This window comes from Exiguobacterium profundum, from assembly GCF_001909285.1.
Taxonomy (GTDB): Bacteria; Bacillota; Bacilli; order Exiguobacteriales; family Exiguobacteriaceae; genus Exiguobacterium; species Exiguobacterium profundum.
Map to the genome: position 1 here is coordinate 26,694 of NZ_MRSV01000001.1, position 20,583 is coordinate 47,276.

Consider the following 20,583-nt stretch of genomic DNA (forward strand, 5'->3'; position numbering starts at 1 on the left):
TAACTCAGCCTCTTCATTATTTATTCCACTGTCACCGATTTCGCCAAGTTACGTGGCTTGTCCACGTCACAGCCACGGGCGAGCGCCGCATAATATGCCATCAACTGAACCGGTAAGACGTTGATGAGCGGTGCCAAGAGTGGCTCGACGTGCGGCAAGATGAAGTCATCATTCTCATGTTCGACTCCTTGCATCGAAATGATACAGGCGTTCGCACCACGGGCGACGACTTCTTTGACGTTCCCACGAATATTCAAGTTCGTCTTCGGTTGTGAGATGAGCGCGATGACCGGTGTCCCGTCTTCAATCAAGGCGATCGATCCGTGCTTCAGTTCCCCACCTGGGTACCCTTCCGCTTGGATATACGAAATCTCTTTTACTTTGAGCGCTCCTTCGAGACAGACAGAAGCGTCAAGCCCACGACCGATGAAGAACGTGTTCGGTGTCGTTTTCAAATAACGTTCCGCAAGGTCTTCGAACAACTCTTTTTGCGCCATGATCGAGTCCATGATGGTCGCAACTCGGGCAAGCTCCGGCATGAGATCAAACGGCAATTCTTTCCCTGTCGCACGAGCGATGTCATACGCGAGAATCGCGAGGACGGCGATCTGTGCCGTGTATGCTTTCGTCGAGGCGACCGCGATCTCTGGTCCTGCATGGAGGAGCATCGTCTCATTCGCTTCGCGTGAGAGCGTCGATCCCGGTACATTCGTCATGGTGAGCGCTTTGTATCCGCGTTTCTTCACTTCGACGAGTACGGCACGGCTGTCCGCTGTCTCACCGGATTGTGATAAGAAGACGAACAACGGACGTTCACTTAAGAGCGGCATGTTGTAGCCGAATTCAGAAGAAACGTGCACTTCTGTCGGAATGCCAGCGATGCGCTCCAAAATGTCTTTTCCGACGAGTCCCGCGTTATAGCTCGTCCCACATGCGACGATATAGATCCGGTCCGCTTCTGACACGAGCTCACGCACGCCTTCCGTGAGTTCGATGTCGCCGTTCTCGTTCTGGTAATGCTGGATGATGTTGCGGATGACGGCCGGTTGCTCGTCCATCTCTTTCAACATGTAGTGCGCGTACGTGCCCTTCTCGATGTCTGACGCATCGATCTCGGCCGTGTATGGTGCACGCTCGAGTACTTCGCCGTCGAGCGTCTTAATCGTCGCCGACTCACGTGTGAGGATGACGATCTCGCCATCGTGGAGCTCGAGGTACTGGTCTGTCACCTGGAGCATCGCCATCGCGTCTGATGCGACGACGTTGAACGTGCCGTCGCCAAGTCCGACGAGGAGCGGTGACTTGTTCTTGCCGATATAGAGGCGCTCTTTGTCCTCTGAGTCGATCATCGCGATCGCGTACGAACCGTGGAGGTCCGAAAGCGTCTTACGGAACGCCGCCTCGACATCGCCGAGCTCGACGAAGTGCTTCTCCATGAGCTGGACGATGACTTCTGTGTCCGTCTCTGAAAGGAACGGGACGTCGAGCGTGGCTTTCAATTGTTCATCGTTCTCGATTACACCGTTATGCACGAGCGTGAAGCGTCCAGTCGTGCTTTGGTGCGGGTGGGCGTTCGGCACGCTCGGTACCCCGTGTGTCGCCCAACGCGTATGACCGATTCCAATCGTCCCTTCAGCATCAGCCGGTACGATGTCACGGAGTGCTTGAATCCGTCCCACTTCTTTGAACGTACGAACGTTTTCACCCACCAAGGCAATTCCTGCTGAATCATAGCCACGATACTCGAGCTTTTCAAGCCCTTTCAATAAAATCTCTTTCGTTCCAACTTGTCCGATCATCCCTACGATTCCACACATACAAAACTCTCCTCTTCGCTTCGATTTCTCGAAAAAGGAAACGGGCTTTTTTGAGTGATGTCATCAAGTCTCGTTTTGTCCGCCCGGTCACCCGAACGTTTTATCAAGACTCTCTCAGTCGTGACACGCGACTGGAAGGCATCCGCCGAAATCTCGATCACCTTCGTCCTCGTCAACTCCGCAGAGTTCTGGCGCTTCCACTTCATATCTAGCCGTTTCTCCAGATACGCTTTCATGCTATCGAGTACAAGGCGTGTTGGATAGAGAAATTGTTAAAGTAGTCGCTAAATACTTTTTTACCGTTCATGTAAAAGTCACCACTTTCACTAAAATGCCATCAATGTATCAGGTTTTCGAGTAGGGAGAGAACGGGCATGATACAAGTAACGAGTAAAGAAACGAGGGGAAACACATGGGTGGAATCTTCCTATTGATCGGCATTCTGTTATCCGTCTTATCCAGGTGGCTCGAGTTTGAAGGGAATAGCACGTTAGGGGATGTCATGTTGTTTCCTGCGATTTTCTTTATGGCGATGGCTTTTCTCTGCAGTTTCCCTTATTTCAAGGAATGGTGGGAAGACCGCTCCACCCGTAAGAAAGCATTCTTATTCGTGATTTTTGCTGCAGTCGGTATCCTATGTCTGCAAGCCGCTTTCTGGTTTGTCGTTTGGCGCAATCAATGGCTCGGACTTCTTCTCCTTCTTCCCTTTGCGGCATGTGTGGGGTTCATCGCTCGATTATTCAAATAAAAGGAGGATGCGAAATCGCACATCCTCCTTGTTAATTTACGGTGAAGTCAACCATCACACCGTAATGATCACTCGGTATAACGTTCTTACTCGTTCGCACATCTCCAAATACATCGACATGCTGAACCTCGAGTTCACTACATTCCGAACGAAACAGAATCCAATCATATCGTTCAGGCTGCTCGAGATGAGAAGATTGCAAGTATGGATTGTGCTTTACGTCTAACGTCGGTTGTGATTCTCCCGCAACAAACGTCGTCACGTCCAGCCACCCTGCATCTGATACATCATCATAGATATTCGATCGAGAATGATCATTGAAATCTCCACACAACACCTCAATCGCCTTTTGGCGCCCCTTGCTTAACCAGTCTCGTACCACTTCCATCTGGCATTCTCGAATCGAAGAAGAGCGCCAGTTCAGATGCACATTCGTGAGTCCCCATTCCTGACCGCCGAAGATAAGCGTCACTCGGGTCGCACAAAAGTTTGACTCTTCTACATCCTCTTCCCAAATCGCTTCAACTGAAGACAAGGGAATTTTACTCAAAAAAGCGAGTCCTTCGTCCGGTGAGTCGGGGTAAGCATGAAAGACACAGTATGGATAACCCGTCGCTTCCGCAATGTCATGAGCCACACTACCCTCTTCGTAAGAACGGACTTCTTGAAGTGCAATTACGTCCGCGTCGATTCGCTTTACTTCTTGGCAAATCGCATCGACTCGTTTTTGCCATAGCGTGTCATGGTTCCAAATGTTATACGTCGCAATCCTCACTTCATATTCCTACTTTCTAGAGTGAGTCACGCGCTCCCCCATTTTTGTTCTTCTCTTAATTCACGTTCCGTGACATAGTTCTCATCAAGACGAACCATATATCGCTCGTACCATTTATGTCCGATGACGGATATGATACCTCCAGTCACCATCAATCCGATAAAGTAAGGTGTCTCAATTTGTTTCGTTACCCATCCGAACATGAGGATGAGCAAAATCGGGAACGTCAAAAAATTAAAAATCGACATCAAGTGTATGTGACGTTTGGCGTCTCGATTCGTTAAATACTTCAATTGAATCGTTTCTTTCTTCCAAGATTTTTTAATCGCAAATAGACCCGCAAATTGACCAATCAAAAGAACAGTTTCTGCTGACACCCATCCTTTTTCAGTCGCAACAAACAGCACAATACAGATCATCCACGACAGAAAAGTGAAGACTCCATTCTTTTCAGTTTCCACTCTGACAAGCTCTCTCATCTGATCACGCTTGTTCACGACGTTGCTCCTTCTCGTATTCACGGACCTCACGAATTTCTTTTAAATCTTGATCCGTCAAATAGTTTTCATCGTAAGACTGAATGACGCGGTCGAACCGCTTCGCCAAGTATTCAATCCCGAAAAACGTCAGTTGCGAAAGGAGGAACATACGGAACGATTGTGTGCCCGTCGTTTCACTCTTGAAGTAAAAGAGTCCATAAATCCCGACACCCGTCAAAGCGAGCGTGTGCGCGATCATCTTGAACGATAAGAGGTTACGCGCGGTTTGATTCTTCACGAAACGCAACCACATCCGATATTGGATAAAAATACCCGTCAAGACCGCGGCGAGCACCGCATATAATGTTCCCGTGACGACACCGTCCGAGAGTGTCCAATATGAGGCGTAAATCAAAAAACTGACGACGAGTCCGATTCCGATGATGCCGACACCCCATTTCGTCAAACGGTCTACTTTTAAAATGGTGTCGATTTGCGATTTCACTTTTGGTGATGGTTCCATATGGCTCCCTCGCTTTCTAGTATTGCTTCATACGTTGGTAATCCTGACTGATGTGCATGGATTCGCTCTTCCCACTTCTTCTCTCGGTACGATTTCGTCAACCCCCAAAGGGCGACGATCCCACCGGTCAGGATGAAGGCATCTTCGTTCACATACATCGGGATGAAGAGCACAAATAACGAAACAGCACTAATCCAACAGTCAACGAGTCGATATCGCAACACCCGAACGACGTTTTGATGTTCGGCAAAAGGGCGGATGACTCGATATTCCATATATCCTTTATAAGCCATGCCCATGGATACGACCAACATGACGGGGATGATCCATGTCGCCTGTATCCGTAACATGGTGATGAACGAAATGAGGAATATGACGAGTACCGGCCAGCCAAAAAACCGTTCGAATTGTTTGGCATGCGTTATCGTGAGTTCAAATTGACGGTCCATTTAGTACACTCCCTTCAATCACTTCCTCATACGTCGGTAATTCCGGATCGATTTGTTTAAGTTGCTTCGTGAACCACTTCTGCCGAATCGGACTGAGTACTCCCCATATCCCAAAAAAGAGACCGATCACGAGACCAAAATCTTCCGCTGTCAGAAGTGTCACCATGAGCGCCGTCAACAAAATCGCATCCACCCATTCGAATACGTATTGGAATATAAGCATTCGATGAGCTTTCGGATGTTTTGTCATTCGCCACATGATACGCATCTCTTGATAGCCCATCACGACGATGATCACGGAGACCGACGCCATGATAGGGATAAGCCACATTTTCTCTAATAAGAGAGCGACAATCATGGCCGTGACATAAAGAATCAAGATGGGTACGGCATAACGTCGCATTCGTCGCATCCACTTTACGTCTTGTGACACCTATATCGCCTCCTTGTCGAAATGTATATACTCCATATCTTGTTGTTTCGTTTGTTTGTTCACGTTCAACGTCCATAGCATTGCACCACCAATGAATACCGTGACACACACATACGCCACGTTTGATGTGAACAATAGTTGATGATTCAACGCGAGGAAAAAGGCAGCACTGTTGATCCCGTCCCGAACGAGTTGACGACGATACAATCCTTTCAGTTCTGGTTGAAACCTCAGACGCATTCGATAGCGCTTCACATATAAGATGTTCAGCGGAATGAGCGCACAGGCGATATATAGCACGCCCCACGTAAGGTCATCTGTTAATAAACTGATCGGTAACATCAGTACTACAAATGTTCCAAACAGGCCGAATATCCATTGGTCGAATAAACGCTTCCATGCTTTTTCTTGTGTCATGCGTCTAATCATTGATTTCGTCGCTCCAAATCTAACTGATGTAACAGCGGAACACGTTCATTTAACTTCTTTTGAAACATCCGTGACATCTGATCGCTGACTGCTCCCCATACGAGCAATCCGATTGCTAACATCAAACTGTCATATTGAAAGATTAGCAGAGCCGAAATCAATGAGACGAGAACACCCGAACTGATCAAATCATACAGTAGGTTGCATTTTAGTAACTTCACGACATCTCGATCTTTCATATGCGTACGACGCATCCGATACTTCTTCACGTCTAATCCAATCATGGCCATTCCAATCAAGACGAACGGAATCGTCAACCAGACATAACGTCCGAAAAAAGATAAAATAATGGCCGTCACAACAAACACCAATAATGTATAGCCGACCCGAAGGTGTGACTTGCGCCATGTTGTTTCTTCCATATGCCAATGTGCCTCAGTCAACTAGAGCACTTCCTTTCCTTCCTATGCATTACTCCTATATACGTACTCTATGCCCTCATTGTTTCACATTTTCCGAATATTCTAGCATTGAATCGTTCGACTTTTTTCAACAATTGACGAACGAAACGTATCCGCTTACAAAGGTTATCTGCTATACTGTTACCAAATTCATTCCCACAAATTTTTTTGAAAGGTGTAGAACTGTATGTCTCCGAAGTACAAGCAAGTTGCGAGTCAGATTGAAGCGGACATCGTCAATCACGTCTACCAACATACGAATAAATTATTGACCGAGGATGAGTATGCCAACAAGTATGGCGTCAGCCGCAACACGGTCCGAAAAGCGATCGAGATCCTCGTCAACAAAGGATACGTCTATCAAGTTCAAGGGAGCGGCGTCTTCGTCCGTGACCATTACAATAGTGATTACATCAATTTAGAAAAACTCCAAGGTCTCACAAGTGACTTCAGCGGTCGAAAAGTCGAGACACGCGTCTTACACTTCGAACAGACGGTGGCGAACGATGAGGTCGCCGAACGTATGAAGTGCCCGATCGGGACACCTGTCTACTTCGTGAAGCGGCTACGTCTCGTCGATGACCACCCGTTCTCGGTAGAGGATTCATACTTCCGAAAAGAGCTCGTCATCTACTTGGATGAGAACATCGTTCAAAAGTCGATCTACACGTATTTACGAAACGACCAAAAACTTGCCATCGGATTCGCCGACCGAGTCATTTACGCAGACTTTTTAGATTCAGAGTCCGCCGACCTGCTCGACCTGAACGAGAATGATCCAGCCTTGATTGTCGACAACACCGTCTATTTGACGAACGGACAAATCTTCGACGTCTCTCGTTCCATCCATCACTTTAAACATGTCAAAATGCTCAAAGTCTCGAACATCAAGTCCTAAACGCGCCCGAGAGATGCTTTTCTCGTGCGCATTTTTTATGCATTTTTTTCGAAAAGAAAGGGTTTACACGAAAACGCTTTCGTGCTACTATCAACGTGTAGAAAATATTTGTACCTATGAATTTTAGTTATCCATACAAAAAGGAGAGATATTATGGTTTCTGAAACAATCGAAATCTCACCGGAAGATATTTTCGGTCTCATCGCCCTCTCGGGTGACGCCAAAGCGAGCTACCATCAAGCGATGCTCCTCATGCAAGAAGGAAAGAAAGACGAAGCCGAAGCAGCAGTCGTTGCTGGTGACGCGACATTAAAAGAAGCACATGCGATTCAAACGAAATTCGTGACGCTCGAAGCACAAGGTAAATCAGCAACGGTCGGTGTCCTCATGGTGCATGCGCAAGATCACTTGATGAACACGATTCTCGTCAAAGAAATGCTTGGATATATGATGAACATGCAAAACGAAATCAACGAATTGAAAGGAATGGATCAACAATGATTAAAATCGGACTCTTCTGTGCGGCAGGTATGTCAACAAGTATGTTAGTAGAAAAAATGAAAGCGGTTGCCTCTGAACGTGGCATCGAAGCTGAAATCGCAGCTTACCCAGAATCGGAGATGGAAACTTACGTTGACAACATCGACGTTGCACTTCTCGGACCACAAGTGAAGTACCTCCTTTCAAAAGGGAAGCAAATCTGCGAACCAAAAGGTGTTCCAATCGACGTCATCAACACAGTCGACTACGGCATGATGAACGGTGCGAAAGTATTAGACCACTCATTGAAACTTGTAAATAAATAAACTGAGGTGATGACTTTGAAAATGCCTAAAGATTTCTTGTTCGGCGCTGCTTCGGCCTCTTACCAGGTCGAAGGCGCATGGAACGAGGACGGGAAAGGCCTCTCGAACTGGGACGTCTTCTCGAAAATTCCTGGTAAGACATTTGAAAACACAAACGGCGACGTCGCAGTCGACCATTATCATCGTTATAAAGAAGATATCGCGCTCATGGCGGAGATGGGACTCGAATCGTATCGCTTCTCCATCTCATGGCCGCGTATCTTCCCGAACGGTACGGGTGAAGTGAACGAAAAAGGACTCGAGTTTTACAACAACTTGATCGATGAATGTTTGAAATATGACATCGTCCCATTCGTCACGCTCTACCATTGGGACCTCCCACAAGCACTTGAAGAAAAAGGCGGTTGGAAGAATAAAGAGACAGTTGACGCATTCGTCCGTTTCGCAGATACTTGCTTCCAATCGTTCGGTGACCGTGTCAACCACTGGATCACGTTCAACGAAGCGGTCATCTTCTGCTCACTTGGATACTTAACAGGCGCACACCCGCCAGGTATCGAAGGCGATGTCAAAGGATATTTCCAAACGACACATAACGTCTTCGTTGCTCACGCCCGTGCCGTTGAGCTCTTCAAACAAAACGGTCACACTGGCGAAATCGGGATCACACACGTGTTCAACCCGGCGTTCAGTATCGATGATGCAGAGGAGAACAAGTTTGCCGAAATGCATGCGAACGCTTATGCGACACATTGGTTCTATGACCCGATCTTGAAAGGTGAATATCCAGAGTACGTCGTGAACGGTTTACATGAACAAGGTCTCCTTCCTGAAATGACAGAGGAAGAACTCGACGTCTTGAAACGTACCGCTCCGATGAACGACTTTATCGGTCTCAACTACTACAGCCCGCAGCGCGTCATGAAGAATGACTCGGCGCTCGTCATGGCCGGTGGACGTGAGAACTCGACAGGTCGTCCGGGTAACCCATCATTCGATGGCGTCTACAAGACGGTCAAGATGGATGACAAAGTGTACACGAAGTGGGATTGGGAAATCTCACCGGAAGCGTTCCTCGCTGGGATGCATATGCTGAAAGATCGTTACGGCGACGTCAAAATCTATATCACAGAGAACGGTCTCGGTGATGTCGACCCAATCGTCGACGGTGAGATCATAGACACGCCACGGATCGAGTACATCGAAGGACACCTTCGTGCAGTCAAACATGCTGTTCAACAAGGCATCAACGTTGCAGGTTACTATGCTTGGTCTGCAATCGACCTACTCAGCTGGTTGAACGGTTATAAGAAACAATACGGCTTCATCTATGTCGACCACAACAACGGTCTCGCACGGAAGAAGAAACAGTCGTTCCATTGGTATAAAGAGATCATCGCTACGCGCGCTGAAGACCTATAAGGAGGTTCCCCTATGAGCCGCTTAGAAAGAGTATTTGAAAAGTTCACCCCTGCTTTTGTTCGCTTCGCGAACGCCAAGCCCGTCCTTGCGATTAAGGACGGGTTCATCCTCACGATGCCGATGACAATCATCGGATCGTTGTTCCTCCTCATCCTGGCGTTACCGATTCCAGGTTGGGCTGACTTCATGTCAGGTCTATTTGGAGCAGACTGGTCACTCCCGCTCACGCAAGTCGTCGGTGCGACGTTTGACATCCTTGCTTTAATCGGTGTTTTTGGAATCGCTTACTCATACGTCAAGAACGAAAAGATTGAAGGCGTGCCAGCTGGTATCCTCGGAATCATCTCGTTCCTCATCATCACACAAGCTTCTGTCTTGTCTGAATCTGGGGAATTCGTCGGTGGCGTCATTCCAAAAGTATGGACAGGTGGACAAGGTGTCCTCGCTGCCATCATCGTCGGATTGACAGTCGGATTCATCTACTCGCAGTTCATCAAGCGCGGGATCAGCATTAAAATGCCAGACGGTGTTCCACCAGGCGTATCGAACTCATTCTCTGCACTTGTTCCTGGTTTAGCGATCATCTCGCTCGCCGTTGCGACGTTTGCGATTTTCCAAGCGGTTGCAGAGCGTACGTTCACCGAAGTCATCTATGATGTGCTTCAAGCACCACTTCAAAACTTGACTGACACACTCGCTGGAGCCGTCATCATCATGGTGCTCATGTCCGTCATGTGGTGGTGTGGGATTCACGGTGCCGCAATCCTCATGGGAATCATGGGACCACTTCTCACAGCGAACGCACTTCAAAACCAAGCCATCATCGATGCAGGTGGTACGCTTGTCGCTGGCGAGAACGCAAAAATCGTTACAATCCAGTTCCTCGATGTGTTCACGAAACTCGGTGGATCAGGAATTACAATCGGCTTCATCATTGCCGTCTTAATCGTTGCACGCTCGGCACACTTGAAGCAGCTCGGGAAGTTGTCACTTGCACCAAGTATCTTCAACATCAATGAGCCGGTCATCTTCGGGATGCCAATCGTCTTCAACCCGATCATGTTCGTCCCATTCGTCGTCGTGCCAGCCATCGCTTCATTCATGGTCTACTTTGCCATCCTTTGGGGTTGGGTCGAGCCGTTCAACGCGCTTCAAGTACCATGGACGACACCTCCAGTCATCTCTGGATTCTTGATTGGCGGATGGCGCGCTGCCCTCTTACAGATTGCAACAATCGCCATGGCCGTTGCCGTCTACCTTCCGTTCGTTCGCATTCAAGACCGCGTTTCGTACGGTGAAGAATTGAAAGCACAAGATGGCTCTGATCAAGCATCAGCCTGAAACAAAAACGACAGCCCTTCTCAATAATGAGGAGGGCTGTTATATTTAGGGAAAAGAGTAAAGGAGTTGGAAATTTGAAAGCATACTATCCTTCTATATTCGCCGTTATCGCTGGTCTGTCCGGATTACTCGGACTGTTGCTTCAATCGGTCTACCCCATCATGTTGTTTCCTGTCTTTTTACTCATTGTAGGATACTTTGTGGTACATGCGAAGAAGCAGAAAACAACCGTACGAAATTATACGCCGAGCTTTCTGATCCTATCGAGCGCCGCCCTCGCATTCGGTCTTGGCTTCCAATCGATTTTGCCGTATGCCATGCTCATCGGGGTCGTAATCCATACGGTCTGTCTCTTCTGTGCCATCATCGCACTTGGACGATATCGGGCACATGTCTCATGAAGGCTGTGACTGGACTCGGTTGGGGCGCATTGATTCTAACACTCGCCCTCGCCCCGCTACTTGCCGTCGATTTGATTCTCATCTATCTGCTTGAAGACACACCGTTCCGAATCTTATCGACTCTCGCGATGCTCGGTTGTTTCTATCTATTGTCGACAATCCTCAGTTTGTTCGTTGATGGGTTAACGGGAGCGTTACGCTCGTTTGGTCATGCGAACGTACCGCGTCTAATCGACACCATTCTGCACGGAGCAGTGAGCGGAATCAGTCTATACGTCGTACTGACACTCTTTCCGTCTATCGATTTATCGACGCTCACCGTCATGGGGATTGTATTCGTACACTTATTCGGTGCATCATTTTGGCTAAATCGTGAGAATTCGAAAGAAGACGTACCTCTTGAACTTGATTCAATTGATCAGCAGATCATCCACCTGTTACGAACCGAAACAATCGTGTCCTGCGTCGAACGCATCCAGCATGATTACCCGAATTTACCGAAACGGGACGTATTGAAAAGAGTCAAACGCATCAGTCAATCCAACGAAGTCAACGAACCGTTTCATGGTCGGTAACTTTTGTGCGTCATCACGAGTGAATCGTGGGATTTATCCTGGTGTTTCGTTGCCCAATCTATGTAAACAAACGCTAGTCCTTTTTCAGTGCTAGCGTTTTACGTATCCTCTTTCCGGAGCGAATAGCCCTCCACTTCAAGCAACCGCATCCGCCTCTGGTCAATCGCCGCATGAATAATCACGGTCACACCTGGATTGAGCTCCATCATTTTCTTGATTTTTCGTAAGTCATCTCCCTTGATCTCAACGGGCAACACAAACTCGCCTTCTCTCAAATGAACGAATTTGATTTTCCCAAGGTCGTCATATCCCGTCACTTCGTATGTCGCAAACTCACGTTTCATAGAATATCCCTCCCCTATCTTCGTTCCCAAAAAAATAGCATTCCACACAAAAAATCCATCCCCGTAGCGGTGGGGATGGATGCAAATTACGCCTCGACGCTATCCGCGTGTTTGGCTTTATGGTCGGCGATGACACCGGCATACCACTTCGCGCTGTCTTTCCAAATGCGCTCCTGTGTCTCAAAGTCGATATAAAGAATGCCGAAGCGCTTCTCATAACCGAAGCTCCATTCGAAGTTATCCATGAGCGACCAAAGGTAGTAGCCTTGAATGTTCATGCCTTCATCGTTCAAATCGGAGACGGCTTCGAGGTGCTGGCGGACGTAGTCGATCCTGTTATCGTCATGGACTTCGCCATTTTCCAGCACGTCGTCAAATGCGGCGCCGTTCTCTGTGATGTAGATCGGAAGGTCAGTATACTCGGCGCGTAAACGACGGATCAGGTCTTTGAATTCGTTCGGGGCGATATCCCAGCCCATGCCCGTCTTCTCGTAGTCCGAGTAAGCGTCTGCCTTCAAGAAATCATTTGCTGCGTTGAACTCGACAATGCCACGGCTATAGAAGTTGATGCCGAAGAAATCACAAGATGTCGAGATCGTCTCCATATCACCCGGTTGGATGAAATCGAAGTTATGCACATATTTGGAGAACAAGTTCATCATGTCGACCGGATACTCACTTTTGAAGACCGGATCGAGGAACCAGCGATTCGAATACCCGTCGGCATTGTTCATCGCAAGGCGGTCATTCGCCGAATCCGTCTTCGCGTACATCGGTGATAAGTTGAGCGTGATGCCGATCGGGGTCGTGGACGTCATCTCTCGCTTCAACAACTCGACCGCTTTTCCGTGCGATAACAACATGTGGTGCACGGCGCGCACCGCTTCGTTCATGTCACGATGACCCGGTGCATGAACACCGACGTGGTAGCCGAGGAAGCCGGCACACCAAGGCTCATTGTGGGTGATCCAAGAGTCGACGATGTCATCGAGCTCTTCAAAACAGACTTTCGCATAATCGAGGAACCAGACGACCGATTCACGGTTGACCCAGCCACCTTCTTCGTGAGCCCACATCGGAAGGTCCCAGTGATAAATCGTGACGGCTGGTTTGATTCCTTCTTCACGTAGACGCAGCGCCAAGTTTTTGTAGAACGCCATTCCTTCTGGGTTGTACTCTCCCTTGGCAGGGAAGATGCGTGGCCACGCGATGGAGAATCGATACGTGTCGACACCTAGCTTTTTGATGTGCTGGATGTCTTCCTCGTAACGATGGTAGTGGTCACATGCGAAATCGCCGTTATGCTTTTCAAACACGCGCCCGTCGATGTCACAGAACATATCCCAGATGGAAGGAGTACGGCCTCCTTCGTTATGTGCGCCTTCAATTTGGTACGAGGACGTGGCTGTCCCGAATACGAAGTCTTTCTTAAAATGCATAGTGTTTTCCTCTTTTCTCTATATTTATTCTTTGACAGCACCTGCCGAAATACTGCTGACGATGTACTTCGAGAGGAACAAGAAGGCAATCATGATCGGTACGACCGAGATCGCGATGCCCAGGTAAAGCGAGCCAAGGTTCTCTGCGACTTGTGATCCTTTCAAGAAGCCCATCAAAACAGGCAACGTGTATTTCTCAGGCGAGAACAAGAGGACAAGTGGCATTAAGTAGTTGTTCCATGAGCCGATGAACGTGAAAATCGACATCGTTGCAATCGCTGGCATCATCATTGGAAGTGCGATTGTGTGGAAAATACGTAGCTCGCTCGCACCGTCAATCCGTGCCGCTTCAATCAAACTGATGTGAAGTGTCGCTTGCGTATATTGACGGATGAAGAAGACGGTGAACGGTGTTGCAATCGCTGGGACAATCAATGGAATGAACGTGTCCAAAATACCGAGCGTTTTTGAGATCTCATAGAATCCAATGAGTCCGAGTTGCGCTGGCACCATCATCATGACAAGCATGAAGATGAACATCGCATTTTTCCCTCTAAAGTTATAGAACGTAAAGCCGTAAGCCGTTAGGGCTGAGAAGTAACCAGACAAGACCGTCACCGATACAGAGATGATCAAGCTGTTCTTGAAGCCGTTCCAAATGTTGATGTATTCGCTAAGCGTCGCATAGTTGTCTGCGAGCGCCGTCCCCGGAAGAAGTGAGAACCCAGCCATGATTTCTCCATTCGTCCGGGTCGCGTTGACAATCATCATCAAGAACGGAATGAAACAGATAATCGCGAGAAGGATGAGCCCTGTATAAATCAAACCTCGTGCGAATCGCTTATTCGTTTTCTTCTTAGAAGGCGGCGCCACTTTAAGCGGACGCTCCTCTTTCCGTTTCGGCTGCGCTTCGCTATCTGGAAGCATTCGCCGTGATTCCGCATTTTGTTCCATTGCTTACGCCCCCTTCTGTGTCGCGCGCTCTTTGCGGAACATACCCTTGAAGACGACCGCCGAGAAGATCAGCGTGATCAAGAATAGGCCGTAAGCGACCGCTGACGCATAGCCATAGTTGTTATACTTGAAGGCTTGGTTGTACAAGTAAAGCACCATCGTGTTCAACGAACCGTCTGGTGAACCGATCCCGTCTGTAATCAACATCGGAAGGTCGAACAACTGGAGTCCACCGATGAGTGAAGTGATCATGATGTAGAGAAGAATTGGTTTCAAGAGCGGCAACGTCACTTTCGTAAACATCTGCCAACGGTTCGCACCGTCAATGTGAGCGGCTTCGAAGTAATCTGTCGAGATGCCTGATACCCCTGCCATGACGATGATGAAGGAATGTCCGAACCACATCCATGTCAAGATGAGTGAAACGGATAACTGTGCCGTCACCGGTTCTGCCAACCAGTTGATTGGATCCGAAATCAAGCCGATTTTCATCAACACCATGTTGAGTGAACCGTGCTGCCAGTCGAGTAAAATACCGAACAAGAGCGCGACCGAACTGATCGTGATCAAGTTTGGAAGATAGAAGAACGAGCGGAAGAACGATAGTCCTTTTAACTTCAAACGGAGATCAGAGAAGATGAGCGCCAAGAGAAGCGCCAATCCAATCTGCAAGACGAAGTTAATTCCCCAAATTTTGATGGTGTTGAAAAACGCCTCGATAAAGTACGTATCCGTCAACAACCGTGTGTAGTTCGCAAACCCGACGACCTCTTCACCCGGGCTCCCCGTATAGTTCGTGAAGCTATAATAAAGCGTTAAGAGGACCGGATAGATGCTGAATGTCAAGAAGACGACCCAGAACGGGGCGATGAACAGATAGCCGTAACGATCTAGTTTTTTCACGTGTATTTCTCCTTCCATAAGAACCGAGGGGGGAGCTCCCCCCTCGTGTTGGTCATCGTCAGTCTACAACGATGTCTGGGTAAGCGTTCTTCGCTTGTTTTTTGAACTCTTCAATCGCTTCTTCTTTTGACTTTTTCCCTTCTACATACTGAAGGACAGATGCACCATAAAGTGTATCGAGCTGTTGGTCGTATTTCGTGACGATACCTGGTGTGATTTCATCTGCTTCATCGAGGAAGAACTCATAGTTGTTTTGTCCGCCGAGGAACTCATCGCTGAAGTCGTCTTTGATCTTGTCTGTGACCGGGTTGAACGCAAGTACGTCGCCTGTCTCTTGTGCCCACTCTGTCAAGAATTCCTCATCCTGTGTCATGAGTTTCACGAAGTCGTAAGCGGCTTCTTTGTTTTTCGATCCTTCATAGACTCCGAGCCATGTACCGCCCCAGAAGTATGGGCTTGGTCCGCTTGTGACAGCCCAGTCACCTGCAGACTTTTTCGCGTTCTCTTTTAATACAGAGTGGAGACCCCATGTTGGGAGGACGTATGAGAAGACTTGTGTCTCTGTCTCTTTTCCGTTCTCTTTCACTTTGATTGGCTTATCCATTCCTTCGAACCATGATGGTGACCATTCTGGTGCGAGCGCAGTGTATTGCTTCTCACGAAGTTCTTTCGCATAGTCCATGTAGTTGATCTTATCTTCTGTCAAGACGAGTTCGTTTTTATCGTTGACCCACGCTTCTGGGTTTGCTCCTTGTGAGAACCAACGGATCGCACCTTCGTCTGGGAACATCTTGTATCCTTTTTGTTTCATCTTCTCAGCAACTTCGAAGACACCGTCCATCGAGCTCATCATTTCACCGATTTCAGTCGGGTCGTCTGTACCAAGTACTTCTTTTGCTAAGCTACGTTTGTAGTAAACGCCACCTGGTGTCGTTTGCCATGAAAGAGCGCGAACGTTTCCATCTTTATCTTTCCCGAGGTCAAACACGTACGGGACGTAGTTGTCTGCGATTTCATCGACACTGTATGGCTCGTCCGAAAGGTTTTCCCAATAACCTGCATCAACCCATTGTTTAAGGAATGCGATTTCTCCCGTGAAGACGTCCGGTGCGCCGACGCCACTCTCAAGTGCTGGCTTCAATTTCGTTGGATAGTCCGCGATCGGGACGATAGTCAATTCAACTTTGACACCGTTCTTCTCTTCATATGTTTTAATTGGTTCTTTTAATTCGTCCGTAAATGACCAAACTTTTAAGACGTCATCTTTTGATTCAGAAGCTCCGCCTTCGCTGTCTGAGCAACCGCTCAAGACGCCAACTGAAAGTGCTCCGAGTGTAAGTAAGCTGACTAATTTACGCATGTGTTGTTCCCATCCTTTTTATAAGTAATAGTAGAAAGCGCTTGCAAAAAGAGGTTTAAAATCATCGAAAGCGCTTTCGTTGTAATCGAAATAAAATATCGAAAGCGGTTTCGATTTCTTTCAAAAATGACTTTCGAAATCGCGCTCCCCTCTCCATCCACTGAAGAAAAGAGAGCGACTTCGAAACATCATTGGCTATAAATCACTGTTTGACCGGTGCACAGGATGCCCGTTCGACTAAGCGTACCGGAATGACGCGACGTTCAGTGAGTCGCTCTTTCGCGGTCATTTGTTCAAGTAAAAGTTCTGCTGCCGCTTCTCCGATTTCGTCCGTATCTTGGCGAATCGTGGTCAGTTTCGGCGTGATGTATTGAATCATTTCAATGTCATCATATCCGATGACAGAGATGTCATTTGGGACATGAAGACCGTGCTCGTGAATGGCTTCTATGACACCGATTGCCATTTGATCCCCGGCCACAAAGACTGCAGTCGGTTGATCGTCTAGTTCAAGCAATCGTTCCATCGCTTGCTTGCCTTCCTCAACCGAGAAGAAACCGGCGTTGACGAGGTAGTCCGGTCGAATCGGAAGGTCCAGCTCTTGCATCGCAAGTTCATATCCCTTGATCCGTGCCGCTCCAGCGTCAATCGTCTCATCCCCAGCGATGTGGGCAATTTTCCGGTGACCGAGTTCATAGAGATAATTCACGGCGAGACGAGCTCCTTCGATGTTGTCGGAATAGACGACGCTACAGTTAGCGCTGTCCATATCCACGACGACGATCGGGATGTCGCTTCGCATGAGCTCTTGAACTTGCTCATCCATTCGGTCCGAACAGATGACGACGATGCCGTCGACCGCACGGTGTTTAAAATGTTCGAGGTAACTCATGTCACGATTGCGCAGATTCCGCGAGGCGAAAATCAAATCGTAGCCCTGCTCCTCTGTCGCGTGACGAAAACTTTCGATGATTCCGTTAAAGAACGGGTGCTTCATCCCGACTTCATTCGCCTCTGAGAACATGACCCCAATCGCCCATGATTTTTTCGTCGATAACGACTGGGCATGTGCGTTCGGCAAGTAGTCCATCTCAGCAGCGGCTTGAAGAATCTTCGCTCTCGTCTTGTCACTCACGTCTTTATAATTGTTCAACGCTTTAGACACTGTCGTGATTGAGAATCCTGTTTTTTTGGCTAAATCATAAATCGTACCCATGTCATTCTCCTCTTCCCGAAAGCGCTTTCGGTAATTTGATTGTAGCGTATGGATTTGTAGGAATCAATTCTTTTTCGAGGAAACTTTTTGATTCTTTTTTCCATTCCTTGTTTCTTCTATATTACTGTATCGGGAAATTTTTGTCCTTAATGTGTCCGCGTATACAACCACACGAGATTCGTGAACTTTTGTACTTCTGTCTCGCCTGTCACGCCTTTAAATAGCCGTTGGAATGGCTTTAACAATTGCTCTAACACGATTTTCCGGAGACGCTCTTGTTTAAGTTCGAACGAAATCGCATCGAACAAATCTCGCTGTTCTTCCGTCATGTCGACATGCTCTTCGATGCGAGCAGCCATCTCGATCAATTCTTCGATTGTTATGAGATGTTTATCTGTCGTCCCACGCATTTGATCGACCGTGACCGGGTTCAAGACGTGCTCTCCTGTCTCCATCATCCGAGCGGCAATCAATTCGACATACGTGTATAAGCTTCGGACGACTTTTTGAGGAGAGTAGGCAGCATTCGTGATGCGGTTCGTAAACAAGATATGTTGCAACATTCCGTTGAAGAGCACCGTCAATTCCATCGAATACGGTCTGACGGACTCTCCGATGATTTCCGTCAAACGCATCGCAATCCACTCGATTTCATAAATGCGATGTTGGAGTACAAGCTTCTTCAATTCATTCTCGTTCGACGACATGATCGATTCAAATAACGCGTGCAAGTTCCGCTCTTCGTTCAATTGAATCAATATCGAAATCTGTTCGATGAAGACGTCACGATCTCGCTTATCCCGCCCCATCTGCATTTCGATTCGGCGTTGCCCTGCATCATATCGTAAGTTCTCGAGGATACTAGCGACACAATCCGTCTTCGATGAGAAGTAATTATAAAACGTCCCTTTGGAGATATTAGCGCGGTCGATGATCTCTTGCACCGATGTGTGCTGTACCCCATTTTCGATGAAGAGAGACATGGCAATATCGGCAACTTTTCTCTTTTTCTCTTTCATATTTTCGTAACTCCGTTCTGTCTAGTTTGTACCTTTACTATAGCACCGAAAACCTTTTTAGACTAATAGTACAAAATGGTTGCTTTATTTATACAACGGGTATAAAATCATTTCATCGACACTTACCAACACATAACTATTTAGAAAATAAAGGAGCCATCCATATGAAACCAGAATTCCAAAAGAAACCGCCTTACGTCATGTTGGCGGTGCTCTTTGCGGGTGCATTCATCGCATTTTTAAACAACTCATTACTCAACGTCGCGCTCCCATCGATCATGGTCGACCTCGAGATTGCAGACTACTCGACCGTTCAATGGCTCGCGACAGGCTTTATGCTCGTGACGGGTGTGCTCGTCCCGGCATCCGCCTATTTGATCACTCGCTTTTCAAACCGCAGCTTGTTCATTACGTCGATGAGCATCTTCGCCATCGGTACGGCTATCGCGGCCTTCTCGCCGAGCTTCGGCTGGTTGTTGACTGGTCGAATGATTCAAGCCATCGGTGCCTCAACAATGGGACCACTCTTAATGAACGTCATGCTCGTCAGCTTCCCGCGTGAAAAACGGGGGATGGCGATGGGGATTTTCGGACTTGTCATGATCTCGGCACCTGCGATTGGACCGACACTTTCCGGTTATATCGTCGAGTACTATGACTGGCGCGTCTTATTCGAAATGATTTTACCGCTCGCGATCATCGGTCTCGCGCTCGCTGTTTGGAAAGCAGAGAACGTCATGGTCCAAAATAAAGACCAGTCACTGGATTACTTGTCGCTCGTCTTATCGACACTCGGATTTGGTGGGATTTTATACGGTGTCAGTTCAGCAAGTTCGGACGGCTGGGATAATCCAATCGTCTTGGCGACGATGATTGTCGGTGCCATTTCGTTGATCGCCTTCATCTACCGCCAGCTTCATATGGAAAAACCATTGCTCGACTTGCGTGCTTACAAACATCCGATGTTCGCACTCGCGTCAGTCATTGCGATGGTCAACGCGGTCGCCATGTTCTCCGGTATGATTTTGACACCGGCTTACGTCCAAAGCGTACGTGGCATCTCACCACTCGATTCAGGGCTCATGCTTCTCCCTGGTGCGATCATCATGGGAATCATGTCGCCGATCACTGGTAAACTGTTTGACCGATTCGGGCCAAAATTATTGGCACTTACCGGATTGACAATTACCGCCGTATCGACGTATATGCTCGCAAACGTCCAACTCGATTCGACCTACACGTACATCGTTTTAACGTACACGTTGCGTATGTTTGGGATGTCGATGGTTATGATGCCGATTATGACTAATGGACTCAACCAGTTGCCGACTCGCCTCAATCCACACGGAACGGCCATCAACAACACGGCCCAACAAGTATCTGGTGCGATTGGTACGGCAGTCCTCGTCACCATCATGAACTCGGTGACACGTACGGAAGCTGAATCATTGATGACAGGAGTCGATCCTGCGACACTCACAGAGAGTTCGATGGGTGCCATCACTCAGCAAGCCCTCTTGTCTGGGATTCAATATTCATTTTATGTCGCACTTGGGATGAACCTCTTGGCGCTCGTCCTTGCGTTCTTCGTAAAACGAGTGGATGTGCGGAAGTTCGATGATCAAGTAGAGACTGTTGAAGAATTGAAACAAGCAAATTAAATGTTGAGAAGCCGCTTTGAATGTTGAATTCAGAGCGGCTTTTTTTAATTTCTCATTTCCTTCATAAATAAATCTGAAATTAAAATTTAATCCTAATATGGTATTATTTCTCAATGGATAGGATTCGTTT

Annotated in this window: 24 protein-coding genes; 9 read left to right on the forward strand and 15 right to left on the reverse strand. The window is 47.8% G+C overall.

What is annotated here, in order from left to right; all coding sequences use genetic code 11:
- Positions 1-20: 20 nt before the first annotated feature.
- Positions 21-1,817, reverse strand: coding sequence for a glutamine--fructose-6-phosphate transaminase (isomerizing) (glmS, locus tag BBB58_RS00115; RefSeq protein ID WP_074034713.1), 1,797 nt, complete (start codon positions 1,815-1,817; stop codon positions 21-23).
- 412 nt (positions 1,818-2,229) lie between these two features.
- Between glmS and BBB58_RS00125 the strand changes: the two genes are divergently transcribed.
- Positions 2,230-2,565 (forward strand): hypothetical protein, encoded by a 336-nt coding sequence (locus BBB58_RS00125; RefSeq protein ID WP_074034716.1) that lies wholly within the window; start codon positions 2,230-2,232, stop codon positions 2,563-2,565.
- A 31-nt stretch (positions 2,566-2,596) separates the two neighbouring features.
- Here the strand turns inward: BBB58_RS00125 and BBB58_RS00130 are convergent, their stop codons facing one another.
- Genes BBB58_RS00130 through BBB58_RS00160 form a run of 7 tightly spaced genes read right to left on the reverse strand, consistent with a single transcriptional unit; the run spans position 2,597 to position 6,096 of the window.
- Entirely contained in the window at positions 2,597-3,340 is a 744-nt protein-coding gene (locus tag BBB58_RS00130; protein ID WP_074034717.1) for an endonuclease/exonuclease/phosphatase family protein, read from the reverse strand.
- Between the two features lie 26 nt (positions 3,341-3,366).
- The gene (locus BBB58_RS00135) at positions 3,367-3,837 is read right to left on the reverse strand and encodes a hypothetical protein (RefSeq protein ID WP_074034718.1); all 471 of its coding nucleotides are present in this window, start codon (positions 3,835-3,837) and stop codon (positions 3,367-3,369) included.
- Positions 3,824-4,342 carry a hypothetical protein gene (locus BBB58_RS00140; RefSeq protein WP_074034719.1) on the reverse strand — a complete coding sequence of 173 codons (519 nt, stop codon included), beginning with the start codon at positions 4,340-4,342 and terminating at the stop codon, positions 3,824-3,826. The genes BBB58_RS00135 and BBB58_RS00140 overlap by 14 nt, the downstream gene beginning before the upstream one ends.
- A complete protein-coding gene (locus tag BBB58_RS00145; protein WP_074034721.1) occupies positions 4,321-4,791 on the reverse strand; it encodes a hypothetical protein in 471 nt (156 codons plus the stop codon). The genes BBB58_RS00140 and BBB58_RS00145 overlap by 22 nt, the downstream gene beginning before the upstream one ends.
- Entirely contained in the window at positions 4,775-5,224 is a 450-nt protein-coding gene (locus BBB58_RS00150; protein ID WP_074034723.1) for a hypothetical protein, read from the reverse strand. The genes BBB58_RS00145 and BBB58_RS00150 overlap by 17 nt, the downstream gene beginning before the upstream one ends.
- On the reverse strand, positions 5,225-5,653 hold the full coding sequence (locus tag BBB58_RS00155) for a hypothetical protein (protein ID WP_074034725.1): 429 nt from the start codon (positions 5,651-5,653) through the stop codon (positions 5,225-5,227).
- Complete coding sequence (locus BBB58_RS00160; RefSeq protein WP_074034727.1) at positions 5,650-6,096, reverse strand: hypothetical protein; 447 nt, start codon at positions 6,094-6,096, stop codon at positions 5,650-5,652. Before BBB58_RS00160 ends, BBB58_RS00155 begins: the two co-directional genes overlap by 4 nt.
- Before the next feature lie 205 nt (positions 6,097-6,301).
- Between BBB58_RS00160 and BBB58_RS00165 the strand changes: the two genes are divergently transcribed.
- The 7 genes from BBB58_RS00165 (at position 6,302) to BBB58_RS00195 (ending at position 11,557) form a co-directional block, all read left to right on the forward strand.
- On the forward strand, positions 6,302-7,012 hold the full coding sequence (locus BBB58_RS00165; protein WP_074034729.1) for a GntR family transcriptional regulator: 711 nt from the start codon (positions 6,302-6,304) through the stop codon (positions 7,010-7,012).
- A gap of 153 nt (positions 7,013-7,165) precedes the next feature.
- Positions 7,166-7,513, forward strand: coding sequence for a PTS lactose/cellobiose transporter subunit IIA (locus BBB58_RS00170; RefSeq protein WP_074034730.1), 348 nt, complete (start codon positions 7,166-7,168; stop codon positions 7,511-7,513).
- Positions 7,510-7,818, forward strand: coding sequence for a PTS sugar transporter subunit IIB (locus tag BBB58_RS00175; RefSeq protein WP_015880671.1), 309 nt, complete (start codon positions 7,510-7,512; stop codon positions 7,816-7,818). Before BBB58_RS00170 ends, BBB58_RS00175 begins: the two co-directional genes overlap by 4 nt.
- 15 nt (positions 7,819-7,833) lie before the next feature.
- Positions 7,834-9,240 carry a GH1 family beta-glucosidase gene (locus BBB58_RS00180; RefSeq protein ID WP_074034732.1) on the forward strand — a complete coding sequence of 469 codons (1,407 nt, stop codon included), beginning with the start codon at positions 7,834-7,836 and terminating at the stop codon, positions 9,238-9,240.
- Positions 9,241-9,252: 12 nt separating this feature from the next.
- Entirely contained in the window at positions 9,253-10,581 is a 1,329-nt protein-coding gene (locus tag BBB58_RS00185; RefSeq protein WP_074034733.1) for a PTS sugar transporter subunit IIC, read from the forward strand.
- A gap of 74 nt (positions 10,582-10,655) precedes the next feature.
- The gene (locus tag BBB58_RS00190; RefSeq protein WP_074034734.1) at positions 10,656-10,982 is read left to right on the forward strand and encodes a hypothetical protein; all 327 of its coding nucleotides are present in this window, start codon (positions 10,656-10,658) and stop codon (positions 10,980-10,982) included.
- Entirely contained in the window at positions 10,979-11,557 is a 579-nt protein-coding gene (locus tag BBB58_RS00195; protein ID WP_074034736.1) for a hypothetical protein, read from the forward strand. The genes BBB58_RS00190 and BBB58_RS00195 overlap by 4 nt, the downstream gene beginning before the upstream one ends.
- 98 nt (positions 11,558-11,655) lie before the next feature.
- Here BBB58_RS00195 and BBB58_RS00200 read toward each other — a convergent pair whose 3' ends face one another.
- From BBB58_RS00200 to BBB58_RS00230, 7 genes are all read right to left on the reverse strand, one after another.
- Positions 11,656-11,901 (reverse strand): hypothetical protein, encoded by a 246-nt coding sequence (locus tag BBB58_RS00200; RefSeq protein ID WP_031424613.1) that lies wholly within the window; start codon positions 11,899-11,901, stop codon positions 11,656-11,658.
- Positions 11,902-11,987: 86 nt separating this feature from the next.
- Positions 11,988-13,340, reverse strand: coding sequence for a GH1 family beta-glucosidase (locus tag BBB58_RS00205; RefSeq protein WP_074034737.1), 1,353 nt, complete (start codon positions 13,338-13,340; stop codon positions 11,988-11,990).
- A gap of 24 nt (positions 13,341-13,364) precedes the next feature.
- The gene (locus BBB58_RS00210) at positions 13,365-14,294 is read right to left on the reverse strand and encodes a carbohydrate ABC transporter permease (RefSeq protein WP_201302255.1); all 930 of its coding nucleotides are present in this window, start codon (positions 14,292-14,294) and stop codon (positions 13,365-13,367) included.
- 3 nt (positions 14,295-14,297) lie between these two features.
- Positions 14,298-15,197 (reverse strand): carbohydrate ABC transporter permease, encoded by a 900-nt coding sequence (locus BBB58_RS00215; protein ID WP_015880663.1) that lies wholly within the window; start codon positions 15,195-15,197, stop codon positions 14,298-14,300.
- A 58-nt stretch (positions 15,198-15,255) separates the two neighbouring features.
- The gene (locus BBB58_RS00220) at positions 15,256-16,557 is read right to left on the reverse strand and encodes an ABC transporter substrate-binding protein (RefSeq protein ID WP_074034738.1); all 1,302 of its coding nucleotides are present in this window, start codon (positions 16,555-16,557) and stop codon (positions 15,256-15,258) included.
- Between the two features lie 202 nt (positions 16,558-16,759).
- Positions 16,760-17,773 carry a LacI family DNA-binding transcriptional regulator gene (locus BBB58_RS00225; protein ID WP_074034739.1) on the reverse strand — a complete coding sequence of 338 codons (1,014 nt, stop codon included), beginning with the start codon at positions 17,771-17,773 and terminating at the stop codon, positions 16,760-16,762.
- 146 nt (positions 17,774-17,919) lie between these two features.
- Positions 17,920-18,792, reverse strand: coding sequence for a TetR/AcrR family transcriptional regulator (locus BBB58_RS00230; RefSeq protein WP_074034740.1), 873 nt, complete (start codon positions 18,790-18,792; stop codon positions 17,920-17,922).
- Positions 18,793-18,956: 164 nt separating this feature from the next.
- On the opposite strand from BBB58_RS00230, the gene BBB58_RS00235 reads away from it, so the two are divergent.
- Complete coding sequence (locus BBB58_RS00235) at positions 18,957-20,453, forward strand: MDR family MFS transporter (protein WP_074034742.1); 1,497 nt, start codon at positions 18,957-18,959, stop codon at positions 20,451-20,453.
- The last annotated feature ends 130 nt before the right edge of the window (positions 20,454-20,583 follow it).

Excerpts from the sequence above, each read along its gene's own strand:
- BBB58_RS00195 (WP_074034736.1), top strand. The coding sequence starts at position 10,979 with ATGAAGGCTGTGACTGGACTCGGTTGGGGCGCATTGATTCTAACACTC.
- BBB58_RS00205 (WP_074034737.1), bottom strand. The coding sequence starts at position 13,340 with ATGCATTTTAAGAAAGACTTCGTATTCGGGACAGCCACGTCCTCGTAC.
- BBB58_RS00145 (WP_074034721.1), bottom strand. The coding sequence starts at position 4,791 with ATGGACCGTCAATTTGAACTCACGATAACGCATGCCAAACAATTCGAA.
- BBB58_RS00220 (WP_074034738.1), bottom strand. The coding sequence starts at position 16,557 with ATGCGTAAATTAGTCAGCTTACTTACACTCGGAGCACTTTCAGTTGGC.
- BBB58_RS00185 (WP_074034733.1), top strand. The coding sequence starts at position 9,253 with ATGAGCCGCTTAGAAAGAGTATTTGAAAAGTTCACCCCTGCTTTTGTT.
- glmS (WP_074034713.1), bottom strand. The coding sequence starts at position 1,817 with ATGTGTGGAATCGTAGGGATGATCGGACAAGTTGGAACGAAAGAGATT.
- BBB58_RS00140 (WP_074034719.1), bottom strand. The coding sequence starts at position 4,342 with ATGGAACCATCACCAAAAGTGAAATCGCAAATCGACACCATTTTAAAA.
- BBB58_RS00125 (WP_074034716.1), top strand. The coding sequence starts at position 2,230 with ATGGGTGGAATCTTCCTATTGATCGGCATTCTGTTATCCGTCTTATCC.
- BBB58_RS00170 (WP_074034730.1), top strand. The coding sequence starts at position 7,166 with ATGGTTTCTGAAACAATCGAAATCTCACCGGAAGATATTTTCGGTCTC.
- BBB58_RS00175 (WP_015880671.1), top strand. The coding sequence starts at position 7,510 with ATGATTAAAATCGGACTCTTCTGTGCGGCAGGTATGTCAACAAGTATG.
- BBB58_RS00210 (WP_201302255.1), bottom strand. The coding sequence starts at position 14,294 with ATGGAACAAAATGCGGAATCACGGCGAATGCTTCCAGATAGCGAAGCG.
- BBB58_RS00200 (WP_031424613.1), bottom strand. The coding sequence starts at position 11,901 with ATGAAACGTGAGTTTGCGACATACGAAGTGACGGGATATGACGACCTT.
- BBB58_RS00165 (WP_074034729.1), top strand. The coding sequence starts at position 6,302 with ATGTCTCCGAAGTACAAGCAAGTTGCGAGTCAGATTGAAGCGGACATC.
- BBB58_RS00155 (WP_074034725.1), bottom strand. The coding sequence starts at position 5,653 with ATGATTAGACGCATGACACAAGAAAAAGCATGGAAGCGTTTATTCGAC.
- BBB58_RS00230 (WP_074034740.1), bottom strand. The coding sequence starts at position 18,792 with ATGAAAGAGAAAAAGAGAAAAGTTGCCGATATTGCCATGTCTCTCTTC.
- BBB58_RS00235 (WP_074034742.1), top strand. The coding sequence starts at position 18,957 with ATGAAACCAGAATTCCAAAAGAAACCGCCTTACGTCATGTTGGCGGTG.
- BBB58_RS00225 (WP_074034739.1), bottom strand. The coding sequence starts at position 17,773 with ATGGGTACGATTTATGATTTAGCCAAAAAAACAGGATTCTCAATCACG.